Genomic DNA, 18,888 nt, shown 5'->3' with positions numbered 1-18,888 from the left:
TTAACTTGCTGGGAATGTCGGCAATCGATGAACCCCCGCCTGCCGTTACCGTTCCCAGGCCCGACAATTGCCGCGGCCTAGGAGCCCAAGATCGCGTCGACGGTCGACTTGTCCGCGATCACGAACAGTCTCGCGTCCGGCGGAATCGCTTCGCGGAGCTTGCGGTTCACCCCGAGGTCGCCGCGATCGGAAATCAACGTCGCGCCCCGGCTCAGCAGCTCCTGGAAGGCGTCGCCGTACGTCCGCCATTCGGGCTTCAGCGGCACCTCGTAGATATCGTCGCCGTGCTGCCGGCTGAGCAGCTGGCTGAAGATTTCCGAATTGCCTTCCTGCAGCGCCGCCCGGACGGCGAGCCGCGAGATCGCGTCATGCGACAGGACGAATTCGTTCACCTTGACGTAGCGGAAGTTCTGGACGTTCTTCTCGTGCACGATCTCGACCGTGGAATGGATGCTCGGCGCGAGCCGCTCGATGCTCGAGGCGATCAGAAGCGTCTTCCCGTCGGCCAGCGCCGCTTCGTCGATGCGCGAGTCCGCGAAGATGATCGCCGCGCGCGCCACCGTCAGATTCGCCTCTTCCAGGACCTCGTCGGAGGCCGGGTCGCCGCTGATGAAATGCACGTGGCTCTTCCGCTGCATCGGATGCCGGTCGGACTCGTCGATGATGACGATATCCGCGTCCGGCAGGCAAGCCGAGATTTCGTCGACGGCGTACTGCGCCTTCTTGCTCCAATTAATGATGATGAAATGCCCTTTCCCCTGAAACCGCAATTGCCCGGCCTCCCTCTGCCGCTGGATGGATGCGATGGAATCGATGACTTTGCCGATCAGCAGGCTGAGCAGCCCGATTCCGAAAACGTACAGGAAGATCGTCAGCAGCTTGCCGGCCGCCGTCTTGGCGTAATAATCGCCGTACCCGACCGTCGACATCGTCGTCAGCACCCAATACAGCGCGTTGAACCAGGAATGGAACGTCTCCGGCTCCAGCGCCAGCGCGAGCGTCGAGCACGCGAGGATGAAGACGAGCGCCGTCAGGATGATCGACGTGTTTTTGAAATGCATGGTCTTGAGCAGCACGCGAAGCAAAAAATGCATGCGGATGTTCCTCTCCCGTTCGGTTCAGCCTCGTGATTCGGCGGGCAGTCCCGTTCCCTCCGCGCGGCGCGTTAGACGATCAGGCTGCTGACGGCGAAGCTCGTGCCGAGGAATACCGCGCAGAGCAGGATGCCGATCGCGTTGTTGCCCTGCTGCAGATGCTCGGAGACCTTCAGCCCCGGCGTCGCCAGCTCGAAGAGCCAATACGCGGCGATCAAGCAGACGTAGCCGACGGCGAACCACAGCATCAAATACCAGATGGACGTGTTCGTGTATGCCGCGACGCCGAGTATGATCGCGGTCGCCATGAATTTGCCGCCGAGCGCGAGGCCGACGGCCGTGTTGCCCTTTCGCAGCTCCTCCATGTCCTTGAACGGGGTCATCCAGCTGAAGACGAGCATGCCGAGCAGTTGAAGAAGAATAATGACGACGATGCTGATGATTAAATTGGTTACCACGACCATCATGCCCACCCCCTGAATTTCGCGTACGCCAAATCATAATTCGCGTAGTCGTGGACTTCCTCGACCATGACCGGCACTTCTTTCAAACTCTTCAGCTTCAGGTACCGCGCGTCGTCGATCGGCTGCTTCAGCTGGTTGCCCGACGGAAGCGTAATGACGGCGAAATTGCGCGTTTTGCCCTGGTAGCTCGTCTTGTAGACGCCGACCAGGCTGACGTTCGTCTTGAGCGAGATTTTCAAATTGGCCATGTCGGCCTTCGCCTTCGCCTCGTCCGGATACGACTTGATCGTCGTCCAGGCGGAAAGCTTGACCTCGTTGTTGCCGCTCGCGCCGGTCGTCATGTCGGCGCTCATGAACTGCAGCGTCCAGACCTTGTCGCCGGTGGCGTAGTTGCCGTCGTTCGGAAGCAGCGCGTTGTCCGGCAGGATCGTCATGTCGCCGCCGATCAGGTCGCCGACGGTGCCCTGGACGAGCCGGTAATCCCACGGGATCCGGTCGGGGTCGGCGGTCTCGGCCTGCGCGTTCGCCGATGCGCTGGCGCTCAGCACCGACGTCCGGTCGTTCCCGCAGGCGCCGAGCAGCAGCGCGGCGAGCGCGCCGGTCGCCAGCAGGCCGAGCAGCCTCGGACGGAAGCGGCGCGCGGCGCCGGACGATGCCCGGGACGGTGCCGACCCGGGTGTTGGTGTGGTCATATTCTCGATCATCCTCGTTCCTTCACTCCTAGCGGGATAAAATGGCTCGTATTGCCGGTAATGGGACCGCCGGCTCTGCCGAGCAGGCCGCAGGGCGTGCCGTTCAGCACGAACAGGCCCGTCAGCAGATGGTAGTCGCCCGCGGCCGTCGCGATGCGGGCGAGCTCCGCCCGTTTCTGGTACACGGTCGGAAACAGCGCGCTCGTATCGAAGCCGTCCCGGTCCTCGATCTCGAGGCGCCCCTCCCGGTCGAACATCCGGACGGAGCCGCCTTCGCGGCCGAACATCGATTTCGACACGAAGCTGCCCTGGAAGACGGCCTTGTTGTACGTCGGCAGCATATAGCGGCGGATCGCCTTCCGTTCCTCGGCGTCGTACAGCTGATTCAGCTCGTACAAGCCCCAGATCGCCGCTTGCAGTCCTTTCGACTGCAGGAGGATGGCATGCGGGTTGTTGAACAGCGCCAGATTGCCGCTGTCGACCGCGTACAGCAGCGCGTCGCCGCCCTCGTCGACGGCAAGCCATTCCTTCGGGTACAAGGCGAACATGCGCCGGATCGCGGCGCCTTGCCCGTCCTTCAGCACCCCTTCATCCACCCACAGCTCCAGGCAATCGACGCAGCGGACGTTCAGGCCGCTGTGGCGGACGAGCGCCTCGATGGTGCCGGAATCCTCCAGGTGCTCGCCGTAACCGACGCAGGCGGCGGTATCGGGCCGTTCCTCCGCCCAGGCCGCCGCGACGAACTCCGCCATGCGCGCGTTCGGCGAAGCGATGCCCGCCTGCCCGCACAGCCAAGGCGTCGCGATCGCGGCTTCGACGTAGCCGGTCGGCGTATCGGCGTTCAGCTCGAGCAGCTTGATCGCGCCTTCGTCCGAGACGGCGAAGTCGAATCGCGCGTAGCGGCTGATCAAGCCCTCCGCCGGGAGCGGCAGCAGATCCAGCGTCTCCCACAGAATCTCCGGAATGCCGAGCCGTTCGTAGAGCTCGCGCTTGCCGTGCACGAAGCGGACCGCCTTGTCGAAGACGCGCCACAGCTTCGCGGCCGCGGCCTCGAGCTCGGCGTACGTCTCCTCCCGCATGACGACGATCTGGTCGAGCCAATAGGCTTCGTCCTCCAGATCCGCCCAGGCGAAGCCGATGTCGCGCAGCCGCGCGACGCGCGAGGCCCGGTCCGGATCGGGCGTCCCGCGCACTTCGAACGCCTGCGTCGTCATCCGCCGAAGCCTCCCGACGAATGGGAGCTGCCGCCGTGGCTCGACGAACCGGAGCTCGACTTCGAGCCGCTGATCACGCTGGAGGTGCCGCCGATGCCGCCGGGCTTCGAGGACGAAGAGCGCCGCGTGACCGTGCCCGACCCCGTCGTCGTCTTCGGACGCACGGCCGAGCCGACGACCGGCTTGTTCTGGAAGCTGTCGCCGGTGAAGCTCTTCGCTTTGTACGGCGTGCTCGTGTTCGCGTAGTACGTCGTATGCGATCTCGACCACGACGACGTCGAGTAGGAGCCGCCGTTATTGAACAGCAAATGATAGAGGAGCAGATCGTCCCAGCCGAAGCTGGAATGCGAACCGTTGTTGATGATGATCGTCTCGTGGCCGGAGCCGCTTGCGCCGGCCGAGCCCGCGCCGCCGCCCCCCCCCGATGCGACGGCCGTCTGGTCCTGCTCGTCTTCGTCGTCCTCGCCGAGCATCGGAAGGTTCCAATCGACGGCGGGATCGAAGTACGCCTTCACCGCTTCCGTCGAGTACTCGACCAGCTTCGGCTGTTCCGGCGCCGCGGTCGTTCCGTCCGCCGCGTGACTCACCGCGCCGAACGCGACGCTGGCCAGCAGCGCGAGGCCGAGCGACGTCGAGAGCACCCGCAGCGGCTTGCCGTCCTTCGTAAACAGCTTGCTTCTGACCGACTCATGCGGTTGTTCGTTTCGTGTCAATCGAGGGCTCCCCTTTCGCTGCGTCATCCGTCGTTCCGCATCGGAACGACGAGAATTTCCAATTTGCCGCTATCTAGATTCATACGGCCTTCCAGCGTCTCGTATTCGCGTCCGCCGACCGTAATGTAATTGACGTGCTCGAGCGACGCGACCATCGCCGGGGTCCAGTCCCGCTCGTCGATTTTCGCCAAGCCGCCGTCCGCTTCCTTCTCGTACAAAATGACGCCGATTCCGTGTTCCACTTCTTGCCATCCTCTCGAATTTGGAGTCTCTACCAGATTTTACAGTAAGCGATAGGCAAAAGAATTGTCAATCTCCGAGTTGTTTCGACACGCGCGGGAAATGATGGTACGCGATCCGCGCCGCCCATTCGCGATTTCTACATTAATAAAGCACGACGCCGTCATGGACAACGAACGCGTATGCCCACGAAGCGGAGCGCGAGGTCGTCGTGCCCGGGGCAACCGGCCCCTCGGCGCCGCAGCCCGTTATGAGCGCCGGACTTACGGACGCAGCCGCCATTAATGTAAATATTTACATGTTTATCACCTCGCAGCAACTGACGCTGTCGACGGCGTCAAAGTTGCAGCAAGCGTGTGATTCTCCTTTCCTTCCATTCTTTTCAATCCGCTTCTCACGTTTTTTTCCATTTTGCAAGCTTGCTTTACTGGCCAACTAGCGCTGCGCCTGATCGCGATCCTGGCTACCGATTCATACGAACGGTGCCGCGATTGGTGTCACGCCAGCAACGATTTACCGCGGAAATCGCCGGCTTCTGCCTCCGAACCAAGCAGTGGGCCGATGCAAACCAGCTCCCGGATACGGTGCGAACGCACAAAAAAGCCGCATGCCTATCGTTGGCATGCGGCTTTCGCGAATTGGAAATTGCGCCTGGCGCCGAATCGCGCTTCGCGCGCCTGAACGGCGTACGTGTAGCGCCGCCGACGCGCCGCCGGCAGGCTCTCGCAATGGCGAGGACGACGAGGTCGCGCGGCTAGCCTCAGCGGACGCGGGCGGCAACCGCACGCACCCGGCCGGCGAGCCGGATCGCCTTACGCGCCGACGGCGACCCCCGCGCCCTGCTGCAGCTCATACATCGCGCGGTATTTGCCGTCGAACGCCATGAGCTCGTCGTGATTGCCGCGCTCCACGATCCGGCCGCGGTCCAGGACGAGAATCTGATCCGCCGCGCGGATCGTGGACAGCCGGTGCGCGATGACGAACGTCGTGCGCCCGCGCTTCAGCACGTCGAGCGCCCGCTGAATGACGGCCTCGGTCTCGGTGTCGATGCTCGCCGTCGCCTCGTCCAGGATCAGGATCGCGGGGTCGAACGCGAGCGCCCGCGCGAACGAGATGAGCTGGCGCTGTCCCGCGGACAGGGTGCTGCCCTTCTCGATGACCGGTTCATCCAGGCCGTTCGGGAGCTGCATGAACATGTCGTACGCGCCGACGTCGCGGAGCGCCTGCTCGACTTTCTCCCGCGTGATGGCGGGATCGTCCAGGCTGACGTTCGAGGCGATCGTCCCCGTGAACAGGAACGGATCCTGCAGCACGATGCCCATATGCTCGCGGAGCTCCTGCTTCGAGAGACCGCGGGCGTCCGCGCCGTCGATCGTGATCGCGCCGCGCTCGACGTCGTAGAACCGGAAGAGCAGGTTCAGGATCGAGCTTTTGCCCGAGCCGGTATGGCCGACGAGCGCGACCGTCTCGCCCTGCTTCGCCTCGAAGCTGATGTTCTTCAGCACGTCCTCGCCCGGCTTGTAGCCGAACGAGACGTCATGGAAGCCGACGTTCCCCTTGTACCGCGGCATCCGCTCTTCCGAGACCGGGACGCCCGGCTCGTCGAGCAGCGCGAACACGCGCTCCGCCGACACCCGCGCCACCTCCAGGTTGGACAGCTGGTTGACGATGCCGACGATCGGCTGCATCATCCGGTTCATGTAATCGATGAAGGCGTAGAGGACGCCGATGGTCACGGCCGACGAGAGCGACCCGCCGGCGAACAGCCAGATGACGAGCAGGAAAATCACGTTCCGGAACACGTTCACCAGGTTGTGGCTCGTCAAGGAATTGAGCGTCAGCAGCTTGTTTTGATAATTGAAGTAATCGTCGTTCATCTCGCGGAATTCCGCCATCGTCTCGTTCTCCCGGCGGAACGCCTGGATGATCGGCATGCCTTGGATCGACTCGTTGATCATGCCGTTGATGTCGCTCAGACGGGATCGGATGACGTGGTTGTACCGCGACGCGAACTTGCGGTAGACGACGATCCACAGGTACAGGATCGGCAGCATCGGCAGCGCGATCAGCGCCAGCGTCTCGTCCAGGATGAACAGCGCGCCGATGATGGCGACCATGTAGATCAAGCCGGAGAAGAAATTCGCCAGCACGGACACGTACAGCTCGCGAATCGCTTCCGTGTCGTTCGTCACCCGCGCGACGACCTTGCCCGCCGGGAGGTTGTCGAAATACTGCACCGGCAGCTCCTGGATGTGCCGGAAGACGTCGTTGCGCATCTTGCGCACGATCCGGTTCGCCGATACTTGAAGCAAATACCGCTGGCCGTAAGCCAGCGCCGCGCCGACGAGCAGCAGCCCGACGTAGAACGCCGCGAGCTTGTAGATGCTCGGGAACTCCGGCTCGTAGAAGCCGTAAATCTCGCCGCGGCTCAGCTTCGCGGCCGGAAACCGCTGCGCGTTCCCGTCGCTCGCCTCGACCGTCAGCGCGCCGTCCGCGAAGGTCCGTTTGCCGGTATCGGGGACGCCGGCCGCGTCGACGAAGTAGTAGGTCAAGCCGGTTTGCAGCACGCGCGCCTCGCGGCCTTTCGTTTCGCCGGCCAGCCAGTGGTCGGCGCGCTTGTAGGCGCGGCCTTGATAGCCGACCGCGTACGGATCGCCTTGGCTCGCGGTTTCGTACCAGGGCTTCTCGATGCCCATGATGTTCGTGTCGATCATCCGCTTCGCGACGAACGGGCCGACCAGCTCCGCGGCGATCGCCAGCGCGAGCAGCAGAAGCGCGAGCAGAATCGGTTTCTTGAACTGCCAGGCGTATTGAAATAATCGTTTGCCGTTGTTGCCCATTGGAGGTTCCACCTTCTCTTCTTCCTTCGTTCTGTTCAAGCCGTTGCGTCGGAGCATCGGAGCGCCTACGCTTCGACCGCCGTCGCGAGCTGCTGGCGATCGTATTGCTCCTTGTACCAGCCGCCGTTCCGGATCAGCTGCTCGTGCGCGCCTTCTTCGACGATCCGGCCTTCGTCCAGGACGATGATCCAGTCCGCGTGCTGCACGGCGGACAGCCGGTGCGTCGCGATGAGCGTCGTCTTGCCGGCGCGTTCCCTGCGGATGCCTTGGAGAATCTCCGTCTCCGTCTTGGCGTCGACCGCGGACAGGGCGTCGTCGAGCATGAGGATTTCCGGATTGGCGATGACGGCGCGGGCGATGCTGACCCGCTGCTTCTGTCCGCCGGAGAGGGCGACGCCCTTCTCGCCGACCAGCGTCTCGAGGCCGTCCGGCAGGAACGTCACGTCCTTGCGGAACGCGGCCAGGTCCAGCGCCTTGCCGAGCTGCGCTTCGTCCATCTCGCCTTCAAGGCCGTAGCCGATGTTCTCGCGGATCGTCTTGCTGAACAGGATCGGCTGCTGCGGCACGTAGCCGATCCAGCCGCGGATCTCGCGCAGGGCGATGTCCCCGAGCGGGACGCCGCCGGCCGTCAAGCGGCCTTGGCCGAGCGGGTATTCGCGGAGCAGCTGCTTCAGAAGCGTCGTCTTGCCGCTGCCCGTCCGTCCGACGATGCCGAGCGTCTGGCCGCGCTTCAGCGTGATCGAGACATCGACCAGGTTGTCGATCGTCGAGGACGGGTACCGGAACGTTACGCCGTTGAACTCCAGCGATTCCGGCACCTGCAGCGGCACGGTCCGCTCGGCATCCTCCACGTCCGGCTTCGCGCCGAGCGTCTCGTTGATGCGGTCGAGCGACGCGTTGCCCCGCTGCATGATGTTGATCAGCTCGCCGATGGCGAACATCGGCCAGATCAGCATCCCGAGAAACATATTGAACGACACGAGCTCGCCGAGCGAGATTTCGGTCCGGAAGACGAGCACCCCGCCGTAGCAGAGACCGATCAAGTAACTGATCCCGACCAAAATTTTGACCGTCGGCTCGAAGAGCGCGTCGATCTTGGCCACGGCGATGTTCTTGCGGAACACGTCGTCCGTCATCGCGCCGAACCGTCTCCGGTCCGCCTCCTCCTGCACGAACGCCCGGATGACCCGCACGCCGGAGACCGATTCGAGCACTTGGTCGTTCAGGTTGCCGAAGGCGTCCTGCTGCTCCGTGAACCGCTCGTGGATCTTCTTGCCGAAATGCTGCATGATGAGCGCCATGAGCGGCAGCGGCAGCAGCGCCGCGAGCGTCAGCTTCCAACTGATCACGCCGGCCATCATGACGAGGATCGTCAGCATGAAGAGCGTGGAATCGATCAGCGTCAAAATGCCGAACCCGGCCGTCTGCGACACCGCGCCGAGGTCGTTCGTCGCCCGCGCCATCAGATCGCCCGTCCGGTTGCGCTCGTAGAACGTCGGCGTCATTCGCATGAAATGCCGCATGAGCCGCGAACGCAAGGTGCGCTCCAGCACGAAGGACGAGCCGAAGAGCAGCGACCACCAGACGCACGTGATGACGTAGCCGACGACGGTGAGGCCCGCCCAGAACGCCACGAGTTCCGTCAGCTTCCCCGGGGTCATCGTGCCCTGCTGGATGCCGTCGACCGCCGTTCCGATCAGCTTGGGCGGCAGAACGTCCATGATGCCGACGATCGTCAGCAGCACGACCGCGATCGTGTAGCGCCTCCAGCGCATTTTGAAAAACCAGCTTAATTTCTTCAGTACGGTAAACACGTCCATCCACAACCTTTCTCGCTAGTAAAGAACAAAAAAGACGTACCGCCGTAAGCGATACGCCTGAGCCCCGGTGTCCGGGCAACCGCGGACCGATGCCGCGAATGCCTTGCCGAGCGCGCAAAAAAGGCGCACGATTACGTCGCCGCAACCGTGCGCCTTCCGATGGGCAGACCGGGAACCCGCGTTCTCCGTCCTGCCGCGGTCAGACCGCGCGAGGGTTACGTCCTATGCGATTGCGGACGCCGCCGGCAGCCGGCAGCGCAATGAGAACCAATCGATCGTACCGCATAGTCGTAACCCTCCTTTCCGTTCCTCAAAGTATATGTGACAATTTACCATCGATGCGCGAGCGCTGTCAATGGGCAATTTGAAAATTCCATGAACTCTTTACAATCGGCCCTTTCGTCAAGCCGTTCATTGGGCCTTAAAAACAAGAAGACCGCCGGCGCCCGGCCTAAGCCGAACGCGGCGATCTTCCGTGTCGTCCGAAAACGACGGGTACCCGAGGCGCTTTTTGTACTGCATCGATCCGCATCCCGCGCCTCCGTCCGGATTAGATCCGGGCGGACCGGGTAAGGGACGCGATCAACATGGAACTAGAAATGTTGACCACCTCCTTTCGTGTACACACACTGTACCACAGCCGCGGACAATGCGCCAGCTATTTATTCAAGTTTTCTGAACTTTCCAATTTCTAAGCGAAGCAGGTGTCTCGAACCGATCCGCCCCGGACGGCGCAAGCATGGATTCCGCTAGCGCCGCTGCTCGCGCCACGCCCGGAACTGCCGTGCATGACGCGAATCGCGGGGCAAACGGATCAGCCTTCAGATCGGATGTTGCTCTCGTTCGTTACCTTTCCGCCGAGCCGCGAATCTTATTCATGCCGCGCCGAATGAGTTCCGCCGTTTTAGCCCGTAAGGCTTGCCGATTCTTCGCGGCGGACCGTCTTATTCGGCAGATAGTGGATCGTCTTGATGAACCTGACCGTGCCGGTCTTGGCGCGCATCACGATGGAATGGGTCTCGGCTCGCTGGTTCGGCAGGTAGCGCACGCCTTCCAGAAATTCGCCGTGCGTCACGCCGGTCGCCGCGAAAATGACGTCGTCCGTGCCGACAAGATCCTCCATCGCCAGCACGCGGTCGGGATCGGCGAGTCCCATCGCGACGGCGCGCTCGTATTGCTCCGGATTTTCGGGCAGCAGGCGCCCTTGAATCTCGCCCCCGAGCGCTTTCAGCGCCGCGGCGGCCAGCACGCCTTCGGGCGCGCCGCCCGAGCCGAGATACAGGTCGATGCCCGTCTCCGGGAACGCCGGCGCGATGGCGCCGGCGACGTCGCCGTCCGACAGCAGCGAGATCCGCGCGCCGAGCCGGCGCATCGTCCCGATAATCGGCGCGTGCCGCTCCCGGTCGAGAATCATGACGTTCAAGTCGGAGAGCGGTTTGCCGAGGACGTCGGCGGCTTTCGCCAGCGTTACTTCGACGGGATCGAGGAGATGCAGCTTGCCGGCGAGCGCGGGACCGACGGCGAGCTTCTGCATGTACATGTCCGGCGCGTGCAGCAGCTGCCCCTTGTTCGCGATGGCGACGACGGCGAGGGCGTTGTTCAAGCCTCTCGCCACGAGATTCGTGCCCTCGAGCGGATCGACCGCGACGTCGACCTCCGGTCCGTCGCCGTTGCCCAGCGGCTCGCCGATGTACAGCATCGGCGCTTCGTCCATTTCGCCTTCGCCGATGACGACGGTGCCGCGCATGGAGACGGAATCGAACATCGTCCGCATCGCCGTCGTGGCGGCGTCGTCCGCGCTCGTTTTATCGCCTCTGCCGATCCACGGCGCCGATTCCAGCGCCGCCAATTCCGTTACGCGAACCACTTCCAAGGCCAATTCCCGTTCCATGTGTCCTCTCTCCTTTCGCCGGCCGGCGTTTACGCCGTAATACCGGACAACCACTCGACAGCGGGGCACATGCCCGCGAATTCGTGGTGCAGCAGCGGCGCCGGATCGACGCTGCCGGCGTCGGCTCGGGCAACCGCGGACCGCATCGGATTGACGGTCGCCGTGTAATGGATGCCGGCGTTCAAGAGGCGCGGCAGCCATTCATCGGCCAGCCACTTGGTGTCTTCGGCGACGACCAGAATGTGGCTGGAGTCGAATAGCGCTTTTTTGGCGTTCTTCATGACGGCGAGCTCGATCATTTTATCGAGCGGCTCGCGGAATTCATCGCCCCTGGCGAAGGCGTGCCAGCGGATCACGACGGTTTCGATGGCTTCGTCCCAGTAAATATGCGCCTTGTCGGTTACGTAATAGTCCTTCATGTATGATCACTCCTGATGGTTAAATTTAGCGTTGGTTTCGAATGCGCACCGGTTGTGCCGTTCGTAGCTACACTATAATACGAATCGTCCCCATTGAAGTAATATATAGTTTTCAGAGGAGCAATAGATGACGTCTATGACCACTCGGGAGGTATCTCGCGCGTGCGCATCAAGGCCGCGAATACGAAAAAAAGCCGCCTCGTTTTCGGATGAAAACGGGACGGCTAACGGCGAGCGATGCGGCTTCATATGGCCACGTTCCGGGTTGAACGGCGGTTGTCGACCCCGCTCCGCAAGTAATTAATGTAGTTAAATCGTTAAATCGATGGCGAGTGAAATGCCCGGCCGGCATCCGTAATCAGACCTCGCGAAGCGCGACGCGGCGCTGGCCGGAAGGCTTGCGTTCCGCCGGTTCGATGGCGGGCGTCGTCCCTTCGACTTCGCGGATGCGCTCCAGCAAACGGGCGCGCAGCGACGCGGCCACGTCGTCGTAGCGGTCCAAGCCGATCAAGTTGGTAAGCTCATGGGGATCGGCCTCCAGGTCGTACAGGAACTCCTCCGCGTACGTATCCGACGCCGCGTCGGTCCAGCCGTCCTTGCCGGGCGCCGAGACGCTGTATTTCCAGCGCGCCGTGCGGAGCGCGCGGCCGACTTGCGACTCGCTGATCTGCACGAACACGTCGTTCGGCGCGCCGCCGTCTTCGTTCCGCAGCGACGCGAGCAGCGAGCGTCCTTCCATCTCGCCCGGCACGGGAATCGCCGCCGCGTCGAGCAAGGTCGGCGGCAGATCGACGAGGCTGACGAGCCGCTTCAGCCGGCCGCCGCCGTCGAAGCCGGGGCCGACGATCGCCGTCGGGACGCGGATCGAGCTGTCATGGCAGGAGCGTTTGTATTCCGCGTTGCGGGTTTTGAAATGGCAGCCGTGGTCCGAAGTGAAGAGCACGACCGTGTTGTCGGCCAAGCCGAGACTCCGCAGCGCGTCGAGGAGCCGGCCGAGCGCCTCGTCCAGCCGCTTGACCATGCCGTAGTAGCCGCCGAGATGCTGCGCCGAGCTGCCGCCGAGCGCGGCCAAGTCCGGGGGCGTCCATCTGCCCGCGTACCTCTCCTCATAGCCGATCGGCGCGGGATAATTGTCGAGATGATTCTGGTGATGCGGCTCGATATAGGACAAGAAGAGGAAGAACGGATCGTCCTTGTTCCGGTCGACGTACCGGATCGCCGCGTCCGTGAGCGCATCGGCCCGGTAGCCCGGCAGCTTCACCGGGTTGCCGTCGTTGTCGTACATGACGGTATCGTAGCTGTCCGACGAGAATTCCAGCACGTTGGACGCCAGCCAATAATCGTAGCCGCCGCGCTTGCCGGGCGGCACCGGTTCTTCGTCCGCGAGATGCCACTTGCCGATGTAGCCGGTCCGGTAGCCGGCTGCGGCGAAATGCTCCGCCAGCGTGCCGTGCTCCGTTCCGAGCGGAATGCCGTTGCGGTAGGAACCCGTCGTCGTGGCGTGCTTGCCGGTCTGAAAGCACGACCTCGCCGGGCCGCATACCGGCTGGCACGTGAACGAGTACGCCGCGTGCGTGCCCTCCCGCGCCATCCGGTCGAAGTTCGGCGTCAGCCCGAGCGGATTGCCGTGCGCGCCGGTCGTGTCCCAGCGCTGCTGGTCCGTGAAAAATACGATGATGTTCGGTCGCTGCCCATTCGTCGTCATAAGCTTCTCCCTTCGCGGCCGATTTGCCGCTACTTTTTCGTGCCGTAGCCGTTCGCTTCGTTCCAGCCCTGCGACTGCTTCAGCGCGTCCGCTTCCTGCTTCGCCACCGCGTTCATCTTGGCGATGAAGTCGTCCAAGGACATCGACCCGTCGAGATACAGCTGGCCGTCCTTGCCGAACGTATCGTACAGATTCTTGCTGAACGCCGGACCGAACAGGTTCATCTTGAACGGCTCGTTGACCGCCAGAAACGGCTTGATGTTGTCGGGAAATTCGGCATCCTTCAGCACCGGCGCCCGGTACAGCCGCTCGGCGATTTGCTTCTGGACGGACGGCGAGGTGAGGTACATCAGAAAATCGACCGCCCCCGCCTTCTTCTCCGCCGAGATCGAATTCGGCATCACGTAGACGCCGTCCGGATTGCCGGAAGCGACCTCGTAATATTTGCCCTCGGCCATGGGGTGATTCTCCTTCGTCAGGTACGGCACGCGCATGACGCCGTAATTCATCCCCTCCAGCTGCTTGACGAAATCCGGCGGCGCCAGCGTCATCGCGGCGTCGCCGCGCAGGAACATCTCGTTCGCGTCGTCGAGCGTAATGCCGTTGAAGCCTTTCGGCCAATACTTGGTCCAATCCTTGAGAATCGGGAAGACGTCCTTCCACGGTTCCTTGCCGAAGTCGAGCGTGCCGCCGTCGATCGCCGCCACGATCTCGTTGGAGCCGATCAGCTTGTTGCCGTCGAGGTCCATCCCCGGGACGAGCTGCTCGACCGTCTGGTCGGACAAATATCGCAGCATCCAGTCGGGCCGGTCCCCGCCCTGCTTGGCGAAGCCGATGGCCATCGGCGCGACGCCCGCCCGCTGCAGCTGTTCCTGCGCGGCCAGAAACTGGTTCCACGTCTCCGGCAGCGCCGTGACGCCGGCTTTATCGAACAGATCCTTATTGTAGAACAGCCGGATCGTTCCCGAATACGTCGGAACCCCCGCGACTTTGTCCGTCCCGGGCACGAACATGTTGGCCATGACGGTATCGGAGAGCGAGCTCCGCCAATCCGCTCCGCCGGCGTACGGATTCGGCTGCGCCAGATCGGCGGTCAGCTCGGTCACGAGTCCTTTGCCGAAATCCTCCTGCGACCAGAGGTACTTCGATTGGAACAAATCCGGCGCGTTGTCCCCGATGAGCTGGGTCGTGACCCAGGTTCGCTGCGCGGTCCCGTCGTCGCCCCAATTGGCGAGCGTCAGCTTCACTTCGGCTTTCGCGTTCGGATCGGCGTTGTACGCCTTGACCAGGTCCTCGTAGACCTTGTTGTCTTCCTCGATTTTGCTCTTGCTCGTCGTGAACGAGACGACGACTTTCGCGTTCCCGGCGCCGCCCCCCTTACCGTCCGCTTGGCCTCCGGCCGCCGGACCGTCCGCGTACCCATTCCCGTTCCCGTTCGAGCAGCCCGCGAGCAGCGCGAAGCCGAGCGCCAGCGCCGCCGGCGCGTTCATGCGTTTCCATGTCATGGTTGTTTCTCTCCTATCGTACAAAATGATCGTGCGCCTGCCTACCGCGAATTCTTCGTCCAGCGGCTTCCGCGAGGGCGGAAGCCGGAAGCATTCAACACCTCCGGAACGTAATCAGCCATTTGCGGGGCCGTTTCAGCCTTTGATCGCCCCCGACGTCAGACCCGAGATGAACGGCTTCGTCGCGAACAGGAACAGCGCGAGAAACGGCAGCGACGCGAACACGTAGCCGGCAAGCTGCAGGCCCGTTCCCTGCTCGACCGTGCCGGAGACGGTGCCCAGCACGAGAATGACCGGCTTTAGCTTCTCGTCCGAAATGATCACGAGCGGCCAAATGTAATTGTTCCAGCCGCTGATTGCCGTCAGAATGCCGACGACGGACAATACCGGCTTGGCGAGCGGCAGCGCGATTCGGCTGAAGATCCGCCACGGACCGGCACCGTCCAGCTGCGCCGACTCGAGCAAGCCGGCCGGCAGCCCGGCGAGGAATTCGCGGATCAGCATCGTGCCCATCGCGGAGCCGACCGCGGCGGGCGGGAAAATCTGGCCGGCATACGAATCGAGCAAGCCCAACGATTTCACCAGCACGAACTGCGGAACGAGCAGCAGGAAGCCCGGGATCATCATGAGCATGACGACGAGCGTGTACAGCAGCCCCTTGCCGGGGAAATCGTAGGCGGCGAACGAGAACGCCGCCATGGACGACAGGACGAGCACGGCGGCCGTGATGCCGGCGGTTACGACGATCGAATTGGCCATGTACGGCAGCAGGTAGCCGGCGGCGGTGACGTAATTATCGGCGTAGAAGTGCGCGGGCCAGCCCCAAAAATGCTTATAGATATCCATGCGGTGCTTCCATGAATTAATCAACGTCATGTAGAACGGCAGCAAGGTGGCGGCCAGCAGGAGCGCGAGCGCGGCGTATTGGAGAACGGATCCGAGCGCGAAGGCTTTGGGCCTGTTCGTTTTCGCCGAGTTCGTTTCCGGTCGGTTCGCTTCCGGTCGGTTCGCTCTCGGGCGATTCGTTTCCGGTCGGTTCGCTTCCGGGCGTCTTGCTCCTGAAAGCTGTGCTTTTGACAGGCTCGTTTTCGATAGATCGGCTTTCGATAGATCAGCTTCCGCTAGACTCTCATTCGCCGGCTTTACATTCGATACGTTGGCATTCGACTGGTTCGCTTTCATCGCGTCTCCCTCCTACCCCGGCGTCTCGCCCGATTTGAACAGCTTTTGCAGCGCCTGCGTGACCAGCAGAATGCCGGCGAAGAGCAGCATCCCGAGCGCCGACGCGTATCCCATCTCGTTGTAGGCGAACGCGCGGTCGTACAAGTACAGCGCGGGCGTCAGCGACGATTCGCCGGGACCGCCGCCGGTCAAGACGAGCGGAAGCTCGAAATTTTGCAGCTGGCCGATGACGACCAGCAGGACGACGAGGCGGATTTGCCCGCGGATCAGCGGGAGCTCGAGGTAGCGGAACCGCTGCCAGACGCTCATGCCGTCCAGATTGCCGCTCTCGAAGAGCTCGGCCGGAATGTTCAGCAGCCCCGCCAAATAGATCAGGAAGTAGATGCCGCCGATCCATGGGAAATTGTAGAACAGGAGCGCCCACAGCGAGGTGCCGCTTTCGCCCAGCCAGGCATGCGTCCAGCCGTCCAGGCCGATCAATTCCAGCAGGCCGTTCAAGATGCCGTTCTGGCTCGCGTACACCCACGTCCAGATTTTGATGACGACGAGCGTCGGCACGATCAGCGGCACGATGAACAGCACGCGCGCCCATTCCGCCAGCCGCTTGCGCTTGACGTGAAAGACGAGCGCGGCGGCAAGCAGCGGCAGCGTGAGCGTCTCGGCCAGCGCGCCGGCGGTCAGGGCGAGCGCATGGCCGATCGAGCGCCGGAACGACTCGTCGTGCAGGGCCTTCGCGTAATTCGCGAAGCCGACGAAGTTGTCGACGTTCGCCCCGTTCCAATCGAAAAGCGACTTCTGCGCGGCGACGACGAGCGGCCCGTATTTGAACGTGCCGAGCACCGCGAAGATCGGAATGAGGAAGAAATACGCATGGCGGACGCGCCATAGTTTGCGGAGCAAGCCGGGCTTGCTTGGGCGAGCGCCGGCGTCCGCCTTCATGTCGGCCATCCCGGTCACGCTCCTTTCGTCGACGCGCGCACGATGAGGCGCGCCGGCAGCAGCCGTTGAATGCTCGCGTAGTCGGTCTGGCGCAGCAGCTCGCCGAACGCCGCCACGGCCGTTCGGCCGATGTCCGCGATCGGCTGGTGCACCGTCGTCATCGGCGGGTTCATGAGCGGGGAGACGTCGTAGTCGCCGAAGCCCGCGACCGCGACGTCCGCCGGCACGCGAAGTCCCAGTTCCCCCAGCGCGGCGCTGACGGCCAGGGTGCCGCGGTAGGTCGAGCAGAACACCGCCGTCGGCCGCGCGTCGTGCAGCAGCTTGCGGACCGTATCCCGCACGGGCTCCCGCCGCGGATTCAATTCCTGCGCCCAGCCGGGATCGGCTTCCATGCCCGCTTCGCGCAGGGCTTCCCGGTAGCCCTCGGCCCGGTCGGCGTCGCACGGGTGCGCGATGGGCGGATGCAGCAGCGCGATCCGCCGGTGGCCGAGCGCGAGCAGATGGCGTACGGCCTGACGGCAGCCGTCGGCATTGTCGACGTCGACCCAGGACACGTCGCTGTCCGGATAGGAGGCGGCTACGACCACGTGGGGCAGACGGGCCGCGACGAGCGCGCCGGGCAGCGGAGACCCCAGCGGCGGGTTGATCGCGATCAGGCCTCTCAGCCCGTTGGACCGGCAAAAATGAGCCGCCGCGCCGGCATCCCGGAACGTTCTGTCCTGGTAGGGCACGAGCATCAGATACAAACCTGCGGCGTAGGCTTGCTCCATGAGGCCGTTCATGAGCTCCCCCATGTACTCCGGGAACGACACGTCCGGCGTCACGATGCCGACCGTCTCCTGCCGGTTGGCGACGACGGCCGGCCGGAAGCCGTGATCGTTCATGAACCGGATCACGTTCTCCCGCGTCTCTTCGTTGACGTCGGGCCTGTTGTTGAGAATGCGGCTGACGGTCGATACCGACACGCCGCACATCTCGGCGATTTTGCGAATGTTCATCTTCGGGCTCTCTCCTCCTTCGACCGATCGCGGTATCGTTCCGGTAGAGTACCGGAAAACGCAAAAAAGGAGACAGCGCGTGAATCGCGTGTCTCCGGTCGGCCGGTCAACGGGTATTTAGTTGATAATTCCAAGTTCTTTACTGTGGTTTATTCTAGCAATCGAACCGACGTCCGTCAAGCGCGAATTTGAAATAACGGGAAAGCCCGGCTATAATCGGATGCGCTCGTCAAGGAATCCTTGAACTTGCTCTCGTGCTGCCGCCGCCGTTATTGCGCGCCGTTCAGCTTGTCGAGCGTCTCCAGGTAGAACACCTGCAGAAACTTCTTGATGTTCACCTTCGGCTTCTCCTGCAGCGCCTGCTCGTCGATCTCCTTCATCTTGAGCCGCACGTCGCGAAAATCGAAATAGAGCGGCGCGTAATGCTCGAACTTCGGATGGCCGTAATCCGTCAGCCCGATGCTGGCGAGGTTGGTCAGCGCGGCGAGGACGGCGCGGCGGACGCGCTGCTCGACCGCCTTCCCTTCCTTCTCGGCGTCGGCGCCGTTCGGATTGCCCGCGCGGATGCACGCTTCGTACAGCGACTTGAGCGGCGGAAGTCCGCCTCCGCGATGATGGCGCAGCAAGTATTCCGTCATGTCGGCGATATCGCCGCTCCCGCTCTCGCCGACGATCCCGAGGTCCATCAGGATCGTCCGCATGACCTCGCGCGCGCCCGGCTTCTTCCGCTCGCCCGCCGCTTCCGGGTCGAGCCGGTCGAGCTTCGCGATCGACTGCTTGATTTCGTTCAAGTAGCGCGCCATCCGCCACTGCTCGCTCACCTTGCCGAGCACCGCCTCGATCTCGACCCGGTTGATCGGCTTCTGGATATAAAATTCGATGCCCGCCTGGTACGCCTTGCTGATCATGTCCTTGTTCTCGATCTGGGAGATCATGACGTACCGGCCTTCGTAGCCCGCCTTCTTGAGGCCCGCGATCGTTTCGAGGCCGTCCTGGTCCGGCATGAGCAGGTCGATCAGCACGACGTCGGGCCGCTCGTCGAGGATGAGCTGCGCGCCTTCGGTGCCGCCCGCCGCCGTCCCGACCACTTCGCCGACCCCGCCCTTCTCGATGATCGTCTGGAGCATCCGCCTGCTTACCGCGTCGTCGTCGATAATGCAATACGTCGGCAT

Annotated in this window: 16 protein-coding genes and 1 pseudogene; all 17 read right to left on the bottom strand. The window is 63.2% G+C overall.

Going from position 1 to position 18,888, the window contains the following annotated elements; genetic code table 11:
- Positions 1-77 precede the first annotated feature (77 nt).
- The 17 genes and pseudogenes from BMZ79_RS03910 to BMZ79_RS03835 all read right to left on the bottom strand — a co-directional run bounded on the left by BMZ79_RS03910 (position 78) and on the right by BMZ79_RS03835 (position 18,888).
- The gene (locus BMZ79_RS03910) at positions 78-1,094 is read right to left on the bottom strand and encodes a potassium channel family protein (protein ID WP_090636698.1); all 1,017 of its coding nucleotides are present in this window, start codon (positions 1,092-1,094) and stop codon (positions 78-80) included.
- A 71-nt stretch (positions 1,095-1,165) separates the two neighbouring features.
- Positions 1,166-1,558: a DUF350 domain-containing protein gene (locus tag BMZ79_RS03905; RefSeq protein ID WP_090636696.1), complete on the bottom strand. Its 393-nt coding sequence runs from the start codon at positions 1,556-1,558 to the stop codon at positions 1,166-1,168.
- Positions 1,558-2,250 carry a hypothetical protein gene (locus BMZ79_RS03900; RefSeq protein WP_090637134.1) on the bottom strand — a complete coding sequence of 231 codons (693 nt, stop codon included), beginning with the start codon at positions 2,248-2,250 and terminating at the stop codon, positions 1,558-1,560. The genes BMZ79_RS03905 and BMZ79_RS03900 overlap by 1 nt, the downstream gene beginning before the upstream one ends.
- Positions 2,251-2,258: 8 nt before the next feature.
- Positions 2,259-3,464 (bottom strand): glutathionylspermidine synthase family protein, encoded by a 1,206-nt coding sequence (locus tag BMZ79_RS03895; protein ID WP_090636694.1) that lies wholly within the window; start codon positions 3,462-3,464, stop codon positions 2,259-2,261.
- Positions 3,461-4,177 (bottom strand): hypothetical protein, encoded by a 717-nt coding sequence (locus tag BMZ79_RS03890; RefSeq protein ID WP_090636692.1) that lies wholly within the window; start codon positions 4,175-4,177, stop codon positions 3,461-3,463. The genes BMZ79_RS03895 and BMZ79_RS03890 overlap by 4 nt, the downstream gene beginning before the upstream one ends.
- A 23-nt stretch (positions 4,178-4,200) precedes the next feature.
- On the bottom strand, positions 4,201-4,419 hold the full coding sequence (locus BMZ79_RS03885) for a hypothetical protein (protein WP_090636690.1): 219 nt from the start codon (positions 4,417-4,419) through the stop codon (positions 4,201-4,203).
- Positions 4,420-5,229: 810 nt separating this feature from the next.
- Positions 5,230-7,257, bottom strand: a complete 2,028-nt coding sequence (locus BMZ79_RS03880) for an ABC transporter ATP-binding protein (RefSeq protein ID WP_090636687.1) — start codon at positions 7,255-7,257, stop codon at positions 5,230-5,232.
- Between the two features lie 65 nt (positions 7,258-7,322).
- A complete protein-coding gene (locus BMZ79_RS03875; protein ID WP_090637132.1) occupies positions 7,323-9,071 on the bottom strand; it encodes an ABC transporter ATP-binding protein in 1,749 nt (582 codons plus the stop codon).
- Positions 9,072-9,981: 910 nt separating this feature from the next.
- Positions 9,982-10,968, bottom strand: coding sequence for a class II fructose-bisphosphatase (gene glpX, locus BMZ79_RS03870; protein ID WP_090636686.1), 987 nt, complete (start codon positions 10,966-10,968; stop codon positions 9,982-9,984).
- 29 nt (positions 10,969-10,997) lie between these two features.
- Positions 10,998-11,387 (bottom strand): hypothetical protein, encoded by a 390-nt coding sequence (locus BMZ79_RS03865; protein WP_090636684.1) that lies wholly within the window; start codon positions 11,385-11,387, stop codon positions 10,998-11,000.
- Between the two features lie 358 nt (positions 11,388-11,745).
- Entirely contained in the window at positions 11,746-13,092 is a 1,347-nt protein-coding gene (locus tag BMZ79_RS03860) for a sulfatase family protein (RefSeq protein WP_090636682.1), read from the bottom strand.
- A gap of 29 nt (positions 13,093-13,121) precedes the next feature.
- Positions 13,122-14,597, bottom strand: coding sequence for an ABC transporter substrate-binding protein (locus BMZ79_RS03855; protein ID WP_090636680.1), 1,476 nt, complete (start codon positions 14,595-14,597; stop codon positions 13,122-13,124).
- 135 nt (positions 14,598-14,732) lie between these two features.
- Complete coding sequence (locus BMZ79_RS03850; protein ID WP_256252534.1) at positions 14,733-15,467, bottom strand: carbohydrate ABC transporter permease; 735 nt, start codon at positions 15,465-15,467, stop codon at positions 14,733-14,735.
- Between the two features lie 192 nt (positions 15,468-15,659).
- Positions 15,660-15,779, bottom strand: a pseudogene (locus BMZ79_RS35555) (pentapeptide repeat-containing protein); the annotation flags it as partial.
- 12 nt (positions 15,780-15,791) lie between these two features.
- Positions 15,792-16,727 carry a carbohydrate ABC transporter permease gene (locus tag BMZ79_RS03845; RefSeq protein ID WP_090636676.1) on the bottom strand — a complete coding sequence of 312 codons (936 nt, stop codon included), beginning with the start codon at positions 16,725-16,727 and terminating at the stop codon, positions 15,792-15,794.
- 5 nt (positions 16,728-16,732) lie between these two features.
- Positions 16,733-17,716 (bottom strand): LacI family DNA-binding transcriptional regulator, encoded by a 984-nt coding sequence (locus tag BMZ79_RS03840; protein ID WP_090636674.1) that lies wholly within the window; start codon positions 17,714-17,716, stop codon positions 16,733-16,735.
- 269 nt (positions 17,717-17,985) lie between these two features.
- Positions 17,986-18,888 carry a response regulator gene (locus BMZ79_RS03835; RefSeq protein ID WP_090636672.1) on the bottom strand — a complete coding sequence of 301 codons (903 nt, stop codon included), beginning with the start codon at positions 18,886-18,888 and terminating at the stop codon, positions 17,986-17,988.

Source organism: Paenibacillus sp. UNC496MF (assembly GCF_900113915.1).
Lineage (GTDB): Bacteria > Bacillota > Bacilli > Paenibacillales > Paenibacillaceae > Paenibacillus_Z > Paenibacillus_Z artemisiicola.
Note: the sequence above shows the minus strand (reverse complement) of the source record. Positions and strands in the feature narration are given on the sequence as shown.

Coding starts and splice junctions, on each gene's coding strand:
- BMZ79_RS03910 (WP_090636698.1), bottom strand. CDS start 1,094: ATGCATTTTTTGCTTCGCGTGCTGCTCAAGACCATGCATTTCAAAAAC.
- BMZ79_RS03905 (WP_090636696.1), bottom strand. CDS start 1,558: ATGGTCGTGGTAACCAATTTAATCATCAGCATCGTCGTCATTATTCTT.
- BMZ79_RS03900 (WP_090637134.1), bottom strand. CDS start 2,250: ATGACCACACCAACACCCGGGTCGGCACCGTCCCGGGCATCGTCCGGC.
- BMZ79_RS03895 (WP_090636694.1), bottom strand. CDS start 3,464: ATGACGACGCAGGCGTTCGAAGTGCGCGGGACGCCCGATCCGGACCGG.
- BMZ79_RS03880 (WP_090636687.1), bottom strand. CDS start 7,257: ATGGGCAACAACGGCAAACGATTATTTCAATACGCCTGGCAGTTCAAG.
- glpX (WP_090636686.1), bottom strand. CDS start 10,968: ATGGAACGGGAATTGGCCTTGGAAGTGGTTCGCGTAACGGAATTGGCG.
- BMZ79_RS03865 (WP_090636684.1), bottom strand. CDS start 11,387: ATGAAGGACTATTACGTAACCGACAAGGCGCATATTTACTGGGACGAA.
- BMZ79_RS03860 (WP_090636682.1), bottom strand. CDS start 13,092: ATGACGACGAATGGGCAGCGACCGAACATCATCGTATTTTTCACGGAC.
- BMZ79_RS03855 (WP_090636680.1), bottom strand. CDS start 14,597: ATGACATGGAAACGCATGAACGCGCCGGCGGCGCTGGCGCTCGGCTTC.
- BMZ79_RS03845 (WP_090636676.1), bottom strand. CDS start 16,727: ATGGCCGACATGAAGGCGGACGCCGGCGCTCGCCCAAGCAAGCCCGGC.
- BMZ79_RS03840 (WP_090636674.1), bottom strand. CDS start 17,716: ATGAACATTCGCAAAATCGCCGAGATGTGCGGCGTGTCGGTATCGACC.
- BMZ79_RS03835 (WP_090636672.1), bottom strand. CDS start 18,888: ATGCCGACGTATTGCATTATCGACGACGACGCGGTAAGCAGGCGGATG.